The 16,555-nt window shown below is 45.0% G+C and carries 16 protein-coding genes; 4 read left to right on the top strand and 12 right to left on the bottom strand.

Annotated features, from left to right (window positions below):
- Nucleotides 1–85 precede the first annotated feature (85 nt).
- Both C1X04_RS04215 and galU read left to right on the top strand, forming a co-directional pair.
- Nucleotides 86–967 (top strand): ArgP/LysG family DNA-binding transcriptional regulator, encoded by an 882-nt coding sequence (locus C1X04_RS04215; RefSeq protein ID WP_137169248.1) that lies wholly within the window; start codon nucleotides 86–88, stop codon nucleotides 965–967.
- 90 nt (nucleotides 968–1,057) lie between these two features.
- Entirely contained in the window at nucleotides 1,058–1,894 is an 837-nt protein-coding gene (gene galU / locus C1X04_RS04210; RefSeq protein ID WP_110575377.1) for a UTP--glucose-1-phosphate uridylyltransferase GalU, read from the top strand.
- A gap of 99 nt (nucleotides 1,895–1,993) precedes the next feature.
- Here the strand turns inward: galU and yjfF are convergent, their stop codons facing one another.
- The 6 genes from yjfF to C1X04_RS04180 form a co-directional block, all read right to left on the bottom strand.
- The gene (gene yjfF, locus C1X04_RS04205; RefSeq protein WP_110575375.1) at nucleotides 1,994–2,962 is read right to left on the bottom strand and encodes a galactofuranose ABC transporter, permease protein YjfF; all 969 of its coding nucleotides are present in this window, start codon (nucleotides 2,960–2,962) and stop codon (nucleotides 1,994–1,996) included.
- The gene (locus C1X04_RS04200) at nucleotides 2,959–4,017 is read right to left on the bottom strand and encodes an ABC transporter permease (protein ID WP_137169247.1); all 1,059 of its coding nucleotides are present in this window, start codon (nucleotides 4,015–4,017) and stop codon (nucleotides 2,959–2,961) included. Before C1X04_RS04200 ends, yjfF begins: the two co-directional genes overlap by 4 nt.
- Nucleotides 4,018–4,050: 33 nt before the next feature.
- A complete protein-coding gene (locus C1X04_RS04195; RefSeq protein ID WP_175404893.1) occupies nucleotides 4,051–5,604 on the bottom strand; it encodes a sugar ABC transporter ATP-binding protein in 1,554 nt (517 codons plus the stop codon).
- Nucleotides 5,605–5,680: 76 nt separating this feature from the next.
- Entirely contained in the window at nucleotides 5,681–6,667 is a 987-nt protein-coding gene (locus C1X04_RS04190) for an ABC transporter substrate-binding protein (RefSeq protein WP_110575371.1), read from the bottom strand.
- A 224-nt stretch (nucleotides 6,668–6,891) separates the two neighbouring features.
- A complete protein-coding gene (locus tag C1X04_RS04185; RefSeq protein ID WP_137169246.1) occupies nucleotides 6,892–7,839 on the bottom strand; it encodes an AEC family transporter in 948 nt (315 codons plus the stop codon).
- 52 nt (nucleotides 7,840–7,891) lie between these two features.
- Nucleotides 7,892–8,800 carry a LysR substrate-binding domain-containing protein gene (locus tag C1X04_RS04180; RefSeq protein ID WP_110575367.1) on the bottom strand — a complete coding sequence of 303 codons (909 nt, stop codon included), beginning with the start codon at nucleotides 8,798–8,800 and terminating at the stop codon, nucleotides 7,892–7,894.
- Between the two features lie 125 nt (nucleotides 8,801–8,925).
- On the opposite strand from C1X04_RS04180, the gene C1X04_RS04175 reads away from it, so the two are divergent.
- Nucleotides 8,926–9,624 (top strand): pirin family protein, encoded by a 699-nt coding sequence (locus tag C1X04_RS04175; RefSeq protein ID WP_137169245.1) that lies wholly within the window; start codon nucleotides 8,926–8,928, stop codon nucleotides 9,622–9,624.
- A 75-nt stretch (nucleotides 9,625–9,699) separates the two neighbouring features.
- Here the strand turns inward: C1X04_RS04175 and C1X04_RS04170 are convergent, their stop codons facing one another.
- From C1X04_RS04170 to C1X04_RS04160, 3 genes are all read right to left on the bottom strand, one after another.
- Entirely contained in the window at nucleotides 9,700–10,269 is a 570-nt protein-coding gene (locus C1X04_RS04170) for a hypothetical protein (RefSeq protein ID WP_110575363.1), read from the bottom strand.
- A gap of 31 nt (nucleotides 10,270–10,300) precedes the next feature.
- On the bottom strand, nucleotides 10,301–10,426 hold the full coding sequence (gene rhuM, locus C1X04_RS18845) for a RhuM family protein (RefSeq protein ID WP_217494991.1): 126 nt from the start codon (nucleotides 10,424–10,426) through the stop codon (nucleotides 10,301–10,303).
- 133 nt (nucleotides 10,427–10,559) lie between these two features.
- The gene (locus tag C1X04_RS04160) at nucleotides 10,560–11,744 is read right to left on the bottom strand and encodes a methyltransferase (protein WP_254682325.1); all 1,185 of its coding nucleotides are present in this window, start codon (nucleotides 11,742–11,744) and stop codon (nucleotides 10,560–10,562) included.
- A gap of 179 nt (nucleotides 11,745–11,923) precedes the next feature.
- On the opposite strand from C1X04_RS04160, the gene C1X04_RS04155 reads away from it, so the two are divergent.
- Nucleotides 11,924–13,120, top strand: a complete 1,197-nt coding sequence (locus C1X04_RS04155; RefSeq protein ID WP_110575359.1) for an amino acid aminotransferase — start codon at nucleotides 11,924–11,926, stop codon at nucleotides 13,118–13,120.
- A gap of 100 nt (nucleotides 13,121–13,220) precedes the next feature.
- On the opposite strand, the gene C1X04_RS04150 is transcribed toward C1X04_RS04155, so the two are convergent.
- The 3 genes from C1X04_RS04150 to C1X04_RS04140 form a co-directional block, all read right to left on the bottom strand.
- Nucleotides 13,221–13,835: a UPF0149 family protein gene (locus tag C1X04_RS04150; RefSeq protein ID WP_137169243.1), complete on the bottom strand. Its 615-nt coding sequence runs from the start codon at nucleotides 13,833–13,835 to the stop codon at nucleotides 13,221–13,223.
- A gap of 66 nt (nucleotides 13,836–13,901) precedes the next feature.
- Complete coding sequence (gene parE, locus C1X04_RS04145) at nucleotides 13,902–15,800, bottom strand: DNA topoisomerase IV subunit B (RefSeq protein ID WP_110575355.1); 1,899 nt, start codon at nucleotides 15,798–15,800, stop codon at nucleotides 13,902–13,904.
- Between the two features lie 131 nt (nucleotides 15,801–15,931).
- A complete protein-coding gene (locus tag C1X04_RS04140; RefSeq protein ID WP_137169242.1) occupies nucleotides 15,932–16,513 on the bottom strand; it encodes a YqiA/YcfP family alpha/beta fold hydrolase in 582 nt (193 codons plus the stop codon).
- Between the last annotated feature and the right edge of the window lie 42 nt (nucleotides 16,514–16,555).

Genomic DNA, 16,555 nt, shown 5'->3' with positions numbered 1-16,555 from the left:
TCTGCGCTCTTTAAAGTGGCTTGATCTTACGCAAGGCAACCATTAAATTAAAATTAATTAAACTAAAGCTGCATTAGATAAAGTTATGATGGATTATAAAGCGTTATCCTCGCTTCACGCTGTCTTGAAATTCCAGAGCTTTGACAAAGCCGCAGAATACCTTCATTTGACACAATCAGCGGTGTCACAAAATATCAAACGCTTAGAACAAGAATGTGGTCGCCCTTTACTGATTAGAGCTCGGCCTGTCGTTGCCACACCACTTGGAGAACAACTACTCGCGCATTTCAATAAAGTCGCCATGCTAGAGGAAGGTTTACAAGAAGCAATACAAGGCAATCAATCTACTCAACCAATAAGCATTGCGGTCAACAACGATGTGCTCGCGACTTGGTTTGCCGACGTAGTGAGCCAATTCTCGGCAACAGATTCCAACAAATTACATATTAAAGCCGCTGACCAAGCCAACACTCGTGCGCTACTACAGACAGGCGAAGTCGTGGCTTGTGTCAGTCAAATTGGTACGCCAGTGGCCGGTGGGGATTCAATCTTTCTTGGTTACATGCACTATGAACTGGTCGCCACACACAGCTTTATAGAAGAACACCTGAAAGGAGACCTTAGCGCCGAAGCCGTTTTAAAATCGCCGTCTTTGATTTACGACGAACATGATGAACTTTGGGCGCGATATCAAAATGAATGCCTACAAGTCGAAACCGATATTAGTCACAGTCATTGGTACCCCTCTTCCCATGGTTTTGTTGAACTGGTAATGGGTGGCACAGTCTGTGCTTTAATTCCTAGTATTCAAATCAAACAGAAAATAAAAAGCAAGAAACTGGTATCCTTGCTGCCAAACACGCGCCTAGCCTTGCCTCTTTACTGGCATTGGTACAAACTCAACTCACCTGTATTAGATCGATTAACTAAGGTGATAAAAAGCGTCACACAAGAAGCTTTAAAATAGAGTCACCACTGAAACGAAACAGGCTGACTATGCGGTATAATGTTAGCCAGCCATTAAACAAAGATTAACGCCATTTTTTAAGGAAAATTTATGATTCGCAAATGTCTGTTCCCTGTTGCCGGTTATGGCACCCGTTTTTTGCCTGCCACTAAATCTATGCCAAAAGAAATGCTTCCTATTGTAAACAAGCCTTTGGTTCAATACGGTGTCGAAGAAGCAGTAAAAGCGGGTCTGGACAATGTCACCTTCGTAACTGGCCGTGGTAAACGCGCTATTGCCGATCATTTCGATATCAGCTACGAATTAGAACACCAAATCGCTGGCACAAACAAAGAAAAATACCTAGACGGTATACGTCACCTAATCGACAACGTTAACTTCTCTTTTACTCGTCAAAACAACATGTTAGGTCTAGGCCATGCCATCCTAACGGGCGAACCTCTGATTGGCGACGAAGCCTTTGGCGTGGTACTAGCGGACGATCTTTGCTTCGGAGAAGATGATGGCGTAATGGCACAAATGGTTAAACTGTATAACCAATTCCGTTGCACAATTGTGGCTATCGAAGAAGTACCTGAAGACGAAGTACACAAATACGGTGTTATTAAAGGTGAATCCATGATGGACGGTCTTTACCGTGTTACCGACATGGTAGAGAAACCAGCAAAAGAAGACGCTCCATCGAATCTTGCTATTATCGGCCGTTACATTCTAACACCCGATATTTTTGACAAAATTCGCAGCACGCCAGCCGGCCGTAATGGCGAAGTGCAAATCACTGATGCTATCTTGCAACAAGCTCAAGAGGGTTGTGTATTAGCGTATAAATTCAAAGGCAAACGTTTTGACTGTGGTAGCGTTGATGGCTTCGTTGAAGCAACTAACTACTGCTACAAAAACATTTACCAAGACCCTACTGAAGCGTAACCTTCTAGAAAACGCACCAAAATAGGTCAAAAAAAACCAGTACATCAAACGTACTGGTTTTTTTGCGCCTGATTACACTAGCAAGCTAAGTGTAAAACCCTAAGCCGCCGAGCGTTTCTTCACCCAAACCACAATGCCTTTTTGCAGCAAGATAAAGAACAACAACAAGCCACCTACGGCCAACTTGGTCCACCAGCTATTTAACGAACCATCAAAGGTAATTAACGTTTGAATAATGCCTTGGATCATTCCCCCCAAGAAAGTACCAAACACATAACCCACACCGCCCGTTAATAACGTTCCGCCAATCACCACCGCAGCGATCGCATCTAACTCAACACCAACTGCTGCAAGTGGATAAGCCGAGCCTGTATATATCGCAAAGATCACCCCAGACATAGCACTGTAAAATCCGCTTAGCGCATAGATTTTAATAATGGTCTTTTTCACCGGCACACCTAGCAAGGCCGCAGAATGACTGTCTCCACCCAGCGCATACACACTCATACCAAACCGCGTTCTTCGAGCGAGTAATATGCCCAACGCCAGTAATACCAGCATCGCCATGGCAATAAAGGTCAGCCCTCCACGCCCAGGTAACGGCACGTAAATATCGTACAAGCCCGTAATAAACGGGTGATCTATCGGCACCGCATCTAGGTTGATCAAATACGCTAAACCACGAAATAAAAACATCCCAGCTAAAGTAACGATAAACGCCTGAATCTCAAAAAACGCAATGATAACGCCCATTATCGCGCCAAAAGCCACCCCAACGACCAAAGCAATACCAATGGCAAACAAAGGATGCATGCCGGTGCTGGTAATCAGATAAGCCATCAAGACACCGATAAATGCAATCATCGACCCAACCGATAAATCAATTCCTCCCGACAGAATGACGAACGTCATACCAATCGCAGTGATGATCAAAAACGCGTTGTCCGTCAACAAGTTTGAGAATACCAAGGTGTCACGAAATCCCTTGTATTCATACATGCCAAAACCATACAAGAGGATAAAAACCAATAGCGTTGCCAATATAGGCAAATTACGTTCATTAATCATGGCTCTATGCTCCCTTTACCGATATCAGGGTTACCAGTACGACTATTTTCTGCATGCTTCTTTTTCATAAAAAAGTCAGACAACCACTGGCGAGTCTTAGGCGATTGAACCAACAACACGGCTAAGATAATGGTCGCTTTCACCACCAAATTATATTGAGCAGGTAGGCCACTGGTCAGAATGGCCGTGGTTAAGGTTTGAATAATCAACACGCCAACAATCGTCAGCAACAAATAAATGCGTCCACCAGCCAATGAAGCCCCAGCTAACACCACAGCTAGAATCGCATCCAGTTCCAACCATAATCCGGCATTGTTAGCATCAGCACCGCGAATATCCGCCGCAAGGATAATGCCGCTCATGGCAGCACAAAGGCCCGAAAAAACATAAGCAGACAACACCAATAAACGCGCTTCGATGCCCACCAAACGGCTGGCTCGCACGTTCGCCCCAACCGCTTCTATAAATAAGCCCAGCGCAGTTTTACGCATCACCAATACGGTTAAGACAATCATGCCTATCGCAATCCACACGCGAATAGGAAATGCCAAGAAATAGCCATTACCAATGGCATCCAATACATCTGAATGGAAAGTGACAATTTGTCCTTCCGTAATCATCTGCGCAATACCACGCCCTGCCACCATTAAGATTAACGTGGCAACAATCGGCTGGATATTAAACACGGACACCAAAATGCCATTCCATAAACCGCACAGCATACCTGTGCCTAAAGCACATAAAATCACTACCCAAACAGGCCAATCGGTGTTGACTGTTAACACTGCCGTCACCGCGCCGGAAATTGCAATCACGGCTCCCACGGACAAATCAATACCGCGAGTACCAATGACTACCGCCATACCCAAAGCCACTAAAGCCGTTGGCGTTGCACGATGAAGAATGTCCAACAAGCTACCAAATAGGTGCCCATCTACCATTCGAATGCTCAGAAACCCCGGTGTCACAGATGCCGTAATCAAAATGATCAGTACAAGGGACAACAAAGGCGCGAGCGTTTTTTGATGCTTATGCAGAAAGTTATTTTTTTTCATATGAACAGCTACTTTGAAAACGTAAAAAAATGACTAGCTCGCAATGGTGCGTAATATAGCCTGCTCTGAAACCTCATCTCCATGAAGTTCAGATACCTTATGATGATCTTTCATTACCACCACGCGATGAGCAAACATCACCAGCTCTTCCAGTTCAGAAGACGCGACTAATAACCCCATCCCTTGCTCACACAACTCTTTAATAATTTGAATGATTTCATGATGAGCACCGATATCAATGCCCCGTGTTGGCTCGTCTAAGATCAACAAGGCAGGATGCGTAATCAACCAGCGAGCAAGGATAACCTTCTGTTGGTTACCACCACTTAACTCGCCAATGGGTTTATCCATATCAGGTGTTTTTATTGCCAAACGCTGAATCATTTCTTCTACTAGCTTTTGTTGCTCGGCCATAGAAATAGGCGACCACCAACCTTTGCTCGCTTGCAGCGCAAGGATCATATTTTCCCTAACACTCAACTCCGCCACTATCCCATCTTGCTTGCGATCTTCTGGGCAATAGCCCATACCAACCTGAATCGCCCGACGCAAAGACGATTTAGTCAGTGAATGATTACTTAGCGTCACCTCGCCTTGATCTGGTTTTACTGAACCATAGGCCAACTCACACAATTCAGTACGACCAGAGCCTAACAAGCCCGCCACACCGACAATTTCCCCAGCCGCAATATTCAAATCCAACGGCTGAAGATAACGCTGTTTGCCGACATTATTCAGTTGCAGCAGCTCCGTACGTTCGCGTTTAATAGAATGATCGTGAGCGGTTGGCGCTAAATCTTCTAGAGACTTGCCCACCATGTGACTGACCAAATCAGAGCGCGATAGCTCAGCGGTTTTGAAGGTGCCAATGCACTCCCCATTGCGTAGAACAGTGATGCTATCGGTAATGCTATAAACCTGATCTAAAAAGTGAGTTACGAAGATAATGCCTAAGCCTTCGGATTTCAGTCGTGCCATCAGATTAAACAACTGCTTAATCTCGTCACTGTCTAAACTGGCCGTTGGCTCATCTAAAATCAACATCTTTGCCTGAGTACTTAACGCACGGGCAATAGCAACTAATTGCTGAATCGCAATAGAGTAAGTATCTAGCTGACGTAATGGATCTATGTCTAAGCCTACTTGCGCCAATAATTCCCTCGCGCGGATTTCAGCTTTCTTCCAACTGATCAAACCAAAGGTTTTTTCTTGGTGTTGTAATGTCAGATTTTCCATCACCGACATAGTAGGAATAAGGTTTACTTCTTGATAAACCGTACTGATACCTAAACGCTGAGCATGACCGCTATCCGATGCGCTAATTAGCGAGCCATCTAATAGGATCTCACCGTTGTCCCGAGGATAAACACCTGTCAAAACTTTAATCAGAGTGGATTTACCCGCGCCATTTTCGCCAAGCAAGGCACGAATTTCTCCTTGTTGAATCTCTAGAGACACATCATTCAGGGCTTGAACGCCGGTAAAGGATTTGGATAAATGTTTGATTTCGAGTAAAGGACGCACTGCGCTTTGCGCTGCCTCGACCGTCTCTTTGACCATCAAGGTTTCATTAACTAATTGCGACATAACGCCGTCTCCGTTCCGCTAACATAAAACAATAATCCACACCTAGAAGCACCGTGCTCCTAAGTGTGACGCAATATTATTTACGCTTAGCGTATTCCGCAGCCGCCGTATCAGGAAGATACAAAGGACCGTTTGCCTTGATCCATTTGTCGACTTTTTTACCATCCTGAGCCGCTAGGATGGCATCAAATGCTGGGCCACCAAGATGAGGATTCAACTCGATAGTGGCATTGGCTTCACCGTCAGCCATCGCTTTAAAGATATCTGGCACAGCATCAATAGACACGACCAAAATGTCTTTGGTTGGTTTCACGCCCGCTTCTTTCATCGCCAAAATCGCACCCAACGCCATATCGTCGTTGTGAGCAAATAGCGCGCAAATATTCTTCGCACCGCCTTCGGCTTTTAAGAAACTTTCCATCACTTCTTTACCGCCAGCACGAGTAAATGAACCAGACTGAGAACGAGTAATCGTCATATTAGGGAAGTTACTAATAACAGAATCAAAGCCCGTCTTACGGTCAATAGCCGCAGAAGAACCAACCGAACCTTGCAACTCGACGATATTACAACGGCCATTGGTTTTCGCTGCCAACCAAGATGCCGCTAATGCGCCTTCTTCTTTAAAATCAGACGCCACTTTCGTTAGGTACAAACTTGGATCTGCCGCCACGCCACGGTCGATCAACACAACAGGGATCTTGGCACGTTGCGCTTCTTTCAGCACCTGATCCCAACCTGTTTCCACCACAGGCGCCAGCAAAATGCCATCCACGCCTTGCGCGATAAATGAACGCACCGCTTTAATTTGGTTTTCTTGCTTTTGTTGCGCATCAGAGAATTTTAGATCGTAGCCACGGCGTTCTGCCTCAGCTTTAATGGATTCGGTTTCAGACGTCCGCCAGCCACTTTCTGAGCCAATTTGCGAGAAACCTATCGTGAGATCCGCAGCCATCGCCGAAGCGGACAACACAGGAAGTAATACAGAAAAAGTGGTCAAGACAGCCTTGCGCTTGAATGCACCCAACCATGGAAGTGATGGGCGAATAGAAAGAGATTTCATACTAGATTCCTTTTTGTTTTTGTTGTGATCAGTACTAAAGGGAGCATCATCTATCTGTATTTACAGACAAACTCACGCCCTACGATTCACACTATATCTCCTCACCTTACCTTTCAAATGCAAGTTACAGCGAATTTCATATCAATATTGATATGAAAAAGCACTGCAACATGACTGTTTTATTCACAATATGGTATTTTTTATTCATTAAAGTGCGCGTTACATCACATCAAATACAACTGACTTAACCAAACACTCACAGGCAAAGTCACCACAGACAATAACGTCTGCATCGTAATATACGCTGACATCCTATCTGCATCGCCCCCTAACTGACGAGCCAACGCATAAGCCGATGTTGCCGTTGGGACCACACCAAACAACACCGCCACCAACGCAGGCAAACCACGAACATCTAGCCACCAGCACATCAAACCAATTACCAATGGAAACACCACAAAACGCGCCACAGCAGACATCACAAACGTCATACCAACAGAGCGAATTGTTTCAAATCGTACGCTCGCACCAACCGCCAACAACACCAATGGCAATGCCGCCTGCGACAACATACTAAGCACATCAGAAACCAAAATGATCGGCGTCAGCCCTAGCAAATTCAAACCGCTGCCCAGCACAATAGACACAATCAAAGGGTTGCGAATCAAAGCGCCACTTAACAAACGAGGCAAGGAATTGGCTGATGAACTATCAACTGACGACGACCCATGCATCAAGGTCATGGACACCACCAAAAACACATTAACAGAAGGAATCAACACAGAAGCGCCCAACGCCGCCAACACCAAACCATCATTGCCGTACAAACTGCCCGCTAAAGCCAACATAACAAAAGTGTTAAACCTCACACCGGCTTGCAGCATAGACGATGCCGTCGGCGCGACCACCTTCATCAACCAAGTACAGGTAAACACAAACACAGCTGTTACTAGCAAAGCAAACAACAAAATAAACGCATACTTTGGCAGCATAGGATTACTGAAATCGATCTGCGACGTCTTACTAAACAACAAAGCGGGAAATAACACCCAATAAGTAAACTTATCGACACCAGACCAAAACCCCTCCATAGGAAAACGCCAACGCTGGCAAATAGCCCCCGCCATCAAAAGCAAAAATACTGGCAACACAGAAAGAGAGAGAGAAAACACAAATACTCCTTAAAAATAGTCTCAAATGTCCCCTGCCTGAAAGCACGAGGTATCAGTCTGTTTTTTGAAAAAGCTGCCAGTCTTGCATGGCTAATCGCTCAACAAACCAAGACAACCCTCGACCTGGGTCCTCTTTACGCCATGCCAAATACGCCATCTGATTTGGCCTTGGCAACTCACACTGGCGTAGCACCAAACGCCCAGAGCTTAACTCGTCAGCAATACGATGTTTTGGCAAATACCCAACACCCAACCCCAAACATTGCGCCTGAATTTTACTGCGCATGGTATCGACCCTAAGCACCTGCCGACTCTCAAAAACCCCACTGCTTCGTGCAGGCAAAATTTTTGAACTATCAGCAACAACAATAGAAGGATATTGGCGCAATTGCGCCGCAGTAATGGGCCCGTCAGCCAACGCCAGTGGATGCGTCGGCGACACCGCAAACACAAACTCTATTTCACCAAGAGCACGAATATGAACATTTCCCTTTGGCAACTCACCGGTCGCCCCGATCACCAAATCCGCTCTATCATCGTGTAATGCATCCCACCCACCACCAACGGCTTCTTCTGACAAGGTCAACTCCACCGGTCGGTTCTGCGAAAGGAACTCTCCGACCACCGACATCAAAGGCGATTCCAACAACGCTGTATCACGGGCGATTCTTAACTTCGGCTCCCAGCCAGACTCAAATTGCTTAATTGAATCTTCCAAGCGCATGGCAGCCTCTAAAATGCTACGACCTTGCTCCAACACCAAATGCCCAGCAGGAGTCAGCACCGCTTTTTGGCGCGAGCGATCAAACAAAGCCACACCCAAATCGTCTTCCAACTTCTTGACTGTATAGGTCAATGCCGACGGCACTTTAAACAAAGCCTCCGCCGCCGCGGCAAAACTGCCCAACTGATGAATCGCCTCCAACACTCTTAATGCTTCCAACGTCACCGCGTATGTCATAACCAAACCTTTGTTCAAATTTTTTGAAATATTAGCTCAAAACCTTCCGATTTTCTTTCTTTTCCACAACACCTACACTCACTTCATAGCCTCAAAAAGAGCAACAGCCATTAAGGAGCCAAACAATGATTACACTACGTCATGCACAAGACCGCGGACACGCAAACTTCGGTTGGTTAAACAGCTATCATACGTTTTCGTTTGGTAACTATTACGACCCTCAGCAAATGGGATTTTCACACCTTCGCGTCATCAATGACGACACAGTGACACCCGCTGCAGGATTCGACACCCATGGTCACAAAGACATGGAAATCATCAGCCTAGTACTAGAAGGCACCATCGCCCACAAAGACAGCGCAGGCAACGTAAAAGAACTACCAGCAGGCGAATACCAACTCATGTCCGCAGGCAAAGGCATTTATCACAGCGAATTTAACGCCTCTAAAACAAACATGCTGAAATTCCTACAAATTTGGATACAACCAAACCAACTGGGCGGGCAACCAGGCTATCAACAAAAAGAATTTAGCCAAGCACAAGGCTTCACCACCATCATCACACCTGATGGCAGAGATGGCACACTGCACATAAAACAAAACATGCAACTGATCCAACTGATACTAGAAGATCAGCAACAAGCAACATGGCAAGCGGACAACAACCGCCACTACTACGTGCACCTGATCGAAGGCGAATTGTCCCTAGGTGATGGCATCACAGTTAAACCAGGCGACGGCGCAAAAATTGAAGATGTATCTGAAATTAACTTTGAAAGACTCGGCGAAAAACGCGTCAAAGCCCTACTGTTTGACTTGATGTGACTTGATTTAATCAGATTGGATAGATCACTGTTTAAAACCTATAAAAAATGCTAATTAGACAGTGATCTATTACTCTTATTCTGTAAAAAAGGGCTGGATAAGAAGTCTATATCTGTGCCCTACACCACCCGATACTGCTACTTTATCTAAAAGTACCGTCTCGCTATTCTCTTTGTCATAAAATAAGTAAGCATTATTAAATTTAACGGATTCGGTGCCATATTTATCCATTAAAAAATCAAGCAGTATATTAAAACTATTCTCTGACATACTTTTCCAAGAGACAGTTATATCAAACAATTCACCTGCAGGATCAAAAGCATAAGCAATAGTAGCACTCGGATCGATATAACTTGGCTGCCAGTCTTCATCGACAAATAAGAACTGATTTTTCACATAGTTTTCTTGATTTAATTTTGGAGGCACTTCATATGAAAACAACAGGTTCTCGCAGTTAAGATATGCCTTCACATCATCAATATCACTCCCCAAATAAGCTCCAAACCACTTAGAATGATTGGGCTCAACTTTCAGCTCACAGCTTTGAGCGAATGATATAGTACTTAAAAAACAACACACAAAACCAAAAATATAACGCATAAACATCACATAACTCCCTTTAATAGGATGAATAATCTCTTGCATTCTACCCTATTAATTTATTTATCTACATTTTCTAAACCGCCTGTGCGGCGGTAAAGTAGACGCTTTTTTTAAGACACTCATTATCCATGAAAAAACCTTTGATGATGTAATCCTTAATGAGTTGAGTCGTCCAGATACGAAATTCGGTCGCTTGCACCGAGTTAACTCAATAGCCGACTGAGATGACAGCATCTAGGTTGTAATACTCAAGTTTGCGTTTAACCTCTATTATGCCCTCTTGATGAACTGTTTCCGAAATGGAAAGAGCTCATCACGCTACAGTTCACTAATCACCGCCCCGCCCTGATCATCCAGTTCCGAGGCGTGAGGGCTTTTTCGCAAAAGGTGCCGATTTCAACTTGGTAGCCGTTTTCTTCTAGGTACATGGCACGGTCGAGGACGAGCCAGTATTCCAGTGCGGGACGAAAGAGTTGGCTGATGGCTTCGAGTTTTTGTACCTGTTGGTAGCGTTGTTCGCCTTGTTGTTCGAAGCTTTCCAATGGATTTTTGGCGATTAAGTCGGTTAAGCCTTTTTGTTCGGCGGCCCAATGGCAAAAAGCATCGAAGCCTTGGTTGAGCAGGGCTTTCTGAATAGAGGGAACAGGAAGGTAGTCGTCTTGCTGGCGGGCGTGGCGTTGCCATGCGTCGAAGCCGAGACGGTAAGTCAGTTCCAGTTGTTTGAGGCGTTGTTCACGGGCGCCTGCGGTAGCCACTTCTTTGACGGCCAGTTTGAGGTCGGCTTGACGCAGGTTAAGGCCAGATTGTTGCGCGGTTTTTGAAAATGGTCGGTAGTGGCTGTCTTTTGTTAAGTGGTAGCAGCAAGGGGAAATACACAACACGGCCGTATTAGCGGCAACCGCTTGTTCGATCAGTTCACGATGTAAATCACCGCAGGCATGGAGTGCGACAGCACAGTGAGCGTTTGCTAACTTAGATCGCCCTTCTCCCTTTAATACATCGGCATGAGTAAAGGTTTGCGGTAGCTTTAGGCGTTTGGCTTCTTGCTCGCCCGCCTCGCACAAGGCTTTTTGCCATTCTACGCTGTGCACCGGGGCATGGTGATGGAAAGCCAGCAGTTTGCCAAGGTGGCCTTTTCCTGCGCACCATTCTAGATAGTTGTTAGCTTTGGGGGTGTGAGCAACAAAGGCTTGGATTTGCGACCATTTGCGCCCTTTTATTCCCGCCGAGACATAGCTTGGCAATTCGTTTGTAAGTGTTCGCTTCGGTGATGCATCAAGCAAATCAGGCTTTGAAAAGCTAAGTGCGATTTTTAAGTCTGGGCAAATCTGAAATACTTGTTCATAGAAAGCCTCATTTTCTATTACTCGATTTTCGCGTTCTAACAGTGCTGCCAACTCAGGATAAGCCTGTGCCCAAGGGTTGTCTAAGCGAGCAAAGGTGTCGAATTGCCAGAGTTGAGTATGTGCTTTTAACCAAGTATTTAGGCTTTGAAAGCGACATTGAAAAGAGGTCATAAGTTGGCTCTTGAAAGCAGGAAAACGAAGTGTCTTTATTTCTTTACAGTATTGCGGAAATTTCACTTTATGTTGCATTGTATTTTGTCATAAAAACGGCAAAATGAAGAAGCTATTTAAGCAACGATTTTAACCACAGCGATTTTACTGTGGCACACCATAAGGACCCTTTAAATATCATGTTCAAGCATCTTAAACCTGTTTCTGGCGACCCTCTTTTAGCCCTTATCATTGCGCATAAGCAAGATACGAACCCAAAGAAAATCGATTTAGGCGTTGGTGTCTATAAAGACGATAATGGCAATACACCGATTTTAAATACGGTTAAAAAAGCGGAAGCTATTTTGCTTGAACAAGAAGATTCTAAAAGCTATCTAGGTATTTATGGCGCAACTGAATTTGAAGCCATTATCAAAGATTTGATCTTGGGTGAAGGCAATCCGCTGATTGCTTCTGGGCGTATTCGCTCTACTCAAACTCCTGGCGGTACTGGCGCGTTAAAAGTCGCTGCGGATTTTATCAGCGCGAACTTGAAAGACGCTCGCCTTTGGGTAAGTGATCCAACTTGGGGTAACCATAAGTCTATTTTTGATTCTGCAGGCGTAGAAGTTAAAGATTACCCTTACTACGATCCTGAAACGAACGGCTTACGCTTTGACGATATGATGGCAAAACTAGAAGCCGAAGTGAAAGAAGGCGATGTATTGTTGCTTCACGCTTGCTGCCACAACCCAACAGGCATTGACTTACAACTTGATCACTGGAAAGTGCTAACAGACTTCGTTAATAAGCGTGGTTTGTTACCATTGGTTGACGCTGCATACCAAGGCTTTGGTGATGGCTTAGACGAAGACTTAGCGGGCTTACGTCACATGGCTGCGAATGTTCAAGATATGTTGATCGCGAACTCTTTTTCGAAAAACTTTGGCATTTACCGTGAACGTTGTGGCGGCTTAAGTGTTATTGCTGCATCTGCTGATGAAGCCAATGCTGCGTTTTCTATTATCGGTCAAGCCATTCGTGCCAACTACTCTATGCCACCAGCTCACGGTGCCGCAGTGGTTTATACCATTATGAGCAACCCAGAACTGAAAGCGGAATGGGAACTAGAAGTGGCGGCAATGCGTGACCGTATTAACGGCTTGCGTGAAAAACTTGTAGCGAAATTGGCGGCCTCTGGGGTGAGCAAAGACTTTAGCTTCATCAAAGATCAGCGCGGCATGTTCTCTTACTCCGGTTTGACGTTAGAACAAGTTCGCACTTTGCGCAGTGAATACTCTATTTACATTGCTGATACTGGTCGTATGAGCGTCGCTGGTGTCAGCGATAGCAACATTGATTACTTGTGTGAAAGCATCGCAAAAGTAGTGGGTTAATCCCTAACTAAGCAAAAAAAAACGTGATGCAGGCTAAACCTGCATCACGTTTTTTTATACACAAAATAAGTTTGGAATACGTCCTCTAGTCATTGCATGATTAATGCAATGTGCGTTTGCCTTCCACTTTGCTCGTTGCTTGCATTTCAGGATGGTAGTGTTTAGCCAAACGCAGGATCGAAGGTTCTAGTGTTTCCTTCCAGAATGTCACCTCTGCATCGACCATGCCTTCTAACTTCTCCCATCCGGCTTCTGTCCCAAACAGACGCACAGGAGCAAGCACTTCGTCAAAGAATTCTCTGTCTCCGCCAACGCCTAAACCAATCAATTTAGCGCCTCGAATAAAGCCCACACACCACTCTTCAACCAAAATGGTAAACTCACCATCTACTTCTTGTTCTAGGTAAACAGGATAGAAATCCCCGAACAATAAGCTGTTCATGGTTTCCATATACATGATTAACACTAGGCTTAGAAATTCATCTTCTTGTTCTGTCGAGTCCCATACGGGTTGGTCTTCATCCGCGCCCCATATTGCATTAAGCCACACATCTGGCTCCAACTCTTTTATCGAACAGCCTAACGCGGTTAGAAAGCCATCGAGTTCGGACACACACATCAACGAACGATCTGTACCGAACGTCAATAAATAGTGGTCAATCTTTTCGTAAAGGACTTCTTCGCTGATGACATCATCGCCGTTTTCTTCAGACATTCATTCGTTTCCATTTTGTTGAGCGATACTTATATTTTAGCTTGGCCTGATAAAAACACAGTAGGTTTAATCAATAATCGCCAAGTTGCCATATGTCTCTAACCAGCCTTTACGATCCCCTGCACGCTTTTTCGACAGCAGTTTGTCTAGAAGCTCGTCAGTATCTGGCTTATCTTCCATGGTTAACTGGATTAGGCGACGCGTATCTGGCGCCATAGTGGTTTCGCGTAATTGGGAAGGGTTCATCTCACCCAGGCCTTTAAATCGCTGTACATTTGGCGTACCACGTTTATTTTCAGCGGCAATTTTATGCAATGTGATGTCTTTTTCTTCGTCATCAAGAGCGTAATAAACCTCTTTTCCAATGTCTATTCGGTATAGCGGTGGCATGGCAACAAAGACATGACCACCATTAACCAAAGCAGGAAAGTGTCGAACAAACAACGCGCAAATCAATGTCGCTATGTGCAAACCGTCCGAGTCCGCATCGGCCAAAATACATACTTTGCCGTAGCGTAAGCCACTTAAGTCTTCCTCTCCAGGATCCACACCCAAAGCGACAGAAATATCGTGTATTTCTTGGGAAGCCAATACTTGCGCAGAGTCTACTTCCCATGAATTTAAGATCTTACCGCGCAAAGGCAAAATGGCTTGAAAATCTTTCTCGCGCGCTTGTTTAGCTGATCCACCCGCTGAGTCCCCTTCCACTAAGAAAAGTTCACTGCGCGACGAGTCCTGCCCAGAACAGTCGGCCAATTTACCCGGCAAAGCAGGCCCTTGAGTCACTTTCTTACGAACGACTTTTTTGCTGGCTTTAAGACGTTTCTGCGCACTATTAATTACAATATCAGCAATCTTTTTACCGTCTTCAACGTGCTTGTTTAACCATAAGCTAAAGGCGTCTTTTACGGTTGCTGAAATAAACGCCACGATCTGGCGAGACGACAAACGTTCTTTGGTTTGTCCCGAAAACTGTGGCTCTTGAATTTTCGCTGACAACACATAACTACAACGATCCCACACATCATCAGCGGTTAGCTTGATGCCACGAGGCAATAAGTTATGGAACTCACAGAACTCTCGAATCGCTTCTAGCAACCCCGTTCGTAAACCGTTAACATGTGTACCGCCTTGGGCTGTTGGTATCAAGTTAACGTAACTTTCTGTCACTAATTCGCCACCTTCCGGCAGCCATTGAACTGCCCAATCGACGCCTTGAGTTTTCTCCGTCATACCGCCAATAAAAGGCTCATCAGGCAGCAGTACAAAACCTTGGTTCGCAATGGCAAGGTAGTCTTTTAAGCCATCTTGATAGAACCACTCTTCACGCACTTCTTCACTGCCACTTTGGTCAATAAAGACAACATGCAGACCAGAACAAAGTACGGCTTTGGCTTTAAGTAGGTGCTTTAGACGGGAAAGCGAAAATTTAGGACTGTCGAAGTATTTTGTATCGGCTGTAAACTTAACTTTTGTCCCGGTGTTCTTCTTACCTACGGTACCAATTTCTTTCAGCTCTGACGTTTTAAAGCCATTTTCAAAGCCAATATGATACTGGATGCCATTACGACGCACCCACACTTCAAGGGAGGTAGACAAGGCATTCACAACAGACACGCCAACACCGTGCAAACCACCAGAGAATTGGTAATTATCCCCTGAGAATTTACCGCCTGCGTGCAATTTCGTTAGGATCAATTCAACACCAGATACGCCCTCTTCAGGGTGAATATCTACCGGCATGCCGCGGCCGTTGTCTTCTACGCTTAACGAACCATCTTTGTATAAAATGACCTCGATGCGATCGGCATGACCAGCCAAGGCTTCATCAACCGAGTTATCAATAACTTCTTGGCCTAAGTGGTTAGGTCGCGTGGTATCTGTGTACATCCCGGGACGTTTTTGTACGGGTTCTAAACCACTAAGAACTTCTATCGATCCGGCGTTATATTCTTTTGCAGACATGCGTGTTTTTACTTCCAAGTTGGTCGTACGTTGTATTATCAAACATTACAACGTGAGCGAGTATCAATTCAATGGGTTAGAGTCTATCACTGGTTTTATACTGTGTGAAATACTCCAATAAAAGCAGTAGCTTACTCGGTTAATATTTCAGCAAAACGAAGAATATCTTCGGAAAATCGTTCAAATTCGGTAAAGCTATGGTTGCCATTTTCTTCATGGGTAAGGCGTGCTGTTTGAGGGAAAGCTTTAAGGGCCTCTCGATAATCCAAGACCTCGTCACCTTCCTGAATCATCAGCCAATAATATTCGGCTGTCGGATCGGTCACTACCAATTCCTCTAGCTCGGCCATGTGTGCTTGCGTTAATTCATACTCTTCGCCGGTATAAGGGTTAGATTGCGGACCTAGATAGTCTTGAAGCAAGATAGGTGCTTGAACAGCTGGATTAACCAATATGGCTTTCAGATGGTATTTTTCTGCTAAGTAAGCCGCATAAAAACCACCTAAGGAGCTGCCAATTAACGTAATGTCTTGTGCTTGATTCGCCTCGATAATGTCTGCTAATTGCTTAATGGCTTGCGCAGGCTGCCAAGACAAACGGGGAGACACGACCGCATCGGACACCCCAAACTTTTTTGCCGCTTCACTAAGAACGGTGGCTTTATGGGATCGCTCAGAGCTATTAAAACCGTGGATGTATAGTAAAACAGTCAAAGGTGGTCTTCTCTATCAAGCAATTTACGATTAAAAAAACTA

The sequence above is a fragment of the Marinomonas sp. FW-1 genome, assembly GCF_005222245.1.
GTDB classification, from domain to species: Bacteria; Pseudomonadota; Gammaproteobacteria; order Pseudomonadales; family Marinomonadaceae; genus Marinomonas; species Marinomonas alcarazii.
This window is presented reverse-complemented; position numbering and strand designations above follow the sequence as displayed.

Excerpts from the sequence above, each read along its gene's own strand:
- C1X04_RS04215 (WP_137169248.1), top strand. The coding sequence starts at position 86 with ATGATGGATTATAAAGCGTTATCCTCGCTTCACGCTGTCTTGAAATTC.
- galU (WP_110575377.1), top strand. The coding sequence starts at position 1,058 with ATGATTCGCAAATGTCTGTTCCCTGTTGCCGGTTATGGCACCCGTTTT.
- yjfF (WP_110575375.1), bottom strand. The coding sequence starts at position 2,962 with ATGATTAATGAACGTAATTTGCCTATATTGGCAACGCTATTGGTTTTT.
- C1X04_RS04200 (WP_137169247.1), bottom strand. The coding sequence starts at position 4,017 with ATGAAAAAAAATAACTTTCTGCATAAGCATCAAAAAACGCTCGCGCCT.
- C1X04_RS04195 (WP_175404893.1), bottom strand. The coding sequence starts at position 5,604 with ATGTCGCAATTAGTTAATGAAACCTTGATGGTCAAAGAGACGGTCGAG.
- C1X04_RS04190 (WP_110575371.1), bottom strand. The coding sequence starts at position 6,667 with ATGAAATCTCTTTCTATTCGCCCATCACTTCCATGGTTGGGTGCATTC.
- C1X04_RS04180 (WP_110575367.1), bottom strand. The coding sequence starts at position 8,800 with ATGACATACGCGGTGACGTTGGAAGCATTAAGAGTGTTGGAGGCGATT.
- C1X04_RS04175 (WP_137169245.1), top strand. The coding sequence starts at position 8,926 with ATGATTACACTACGTCATGCACAAGACCGCGGACACGCAAACTTCGGT.
- C1X04_RS04170 (WP_110575363.1), bottom strand. The coding sequence starts at position 10,269 with ATGCAAGAGATTATTCATCCTATTAAAGGGAGTTATGTGATGTTTATG.
- C1X04_RS04160 (WP_254682325.1), bottom strand. The coding sequence starts at position 11,744 with ATGACCTCTTTTCAATGTCGCTTTCAAAGCCTAAATACTTGGTTAAAA.
- C1X04_RS04155 (WP_110575359.1), top strand. The coding sequence starts at position 11,924 with ATGTTCAAGCATCTTAAACCTGTTTCTGGCGACCCTCTTTTAGCCCTT.
- C1X04_RS04150 (WP_137169243.1), bottom strand. The coding sequence starts at position 13,835 with ATGTCTGAAGAAAACGGCGATGATGTCATCAGCGAAGAAGTCCTTTAC.
- parE (WP_110575355.1), bottom strand. The coding sequence starts at position 15,800 with ATGTCTGCAAAAGAATATAACGCCGGATCGATAGAAGTTCTTAGTGGT.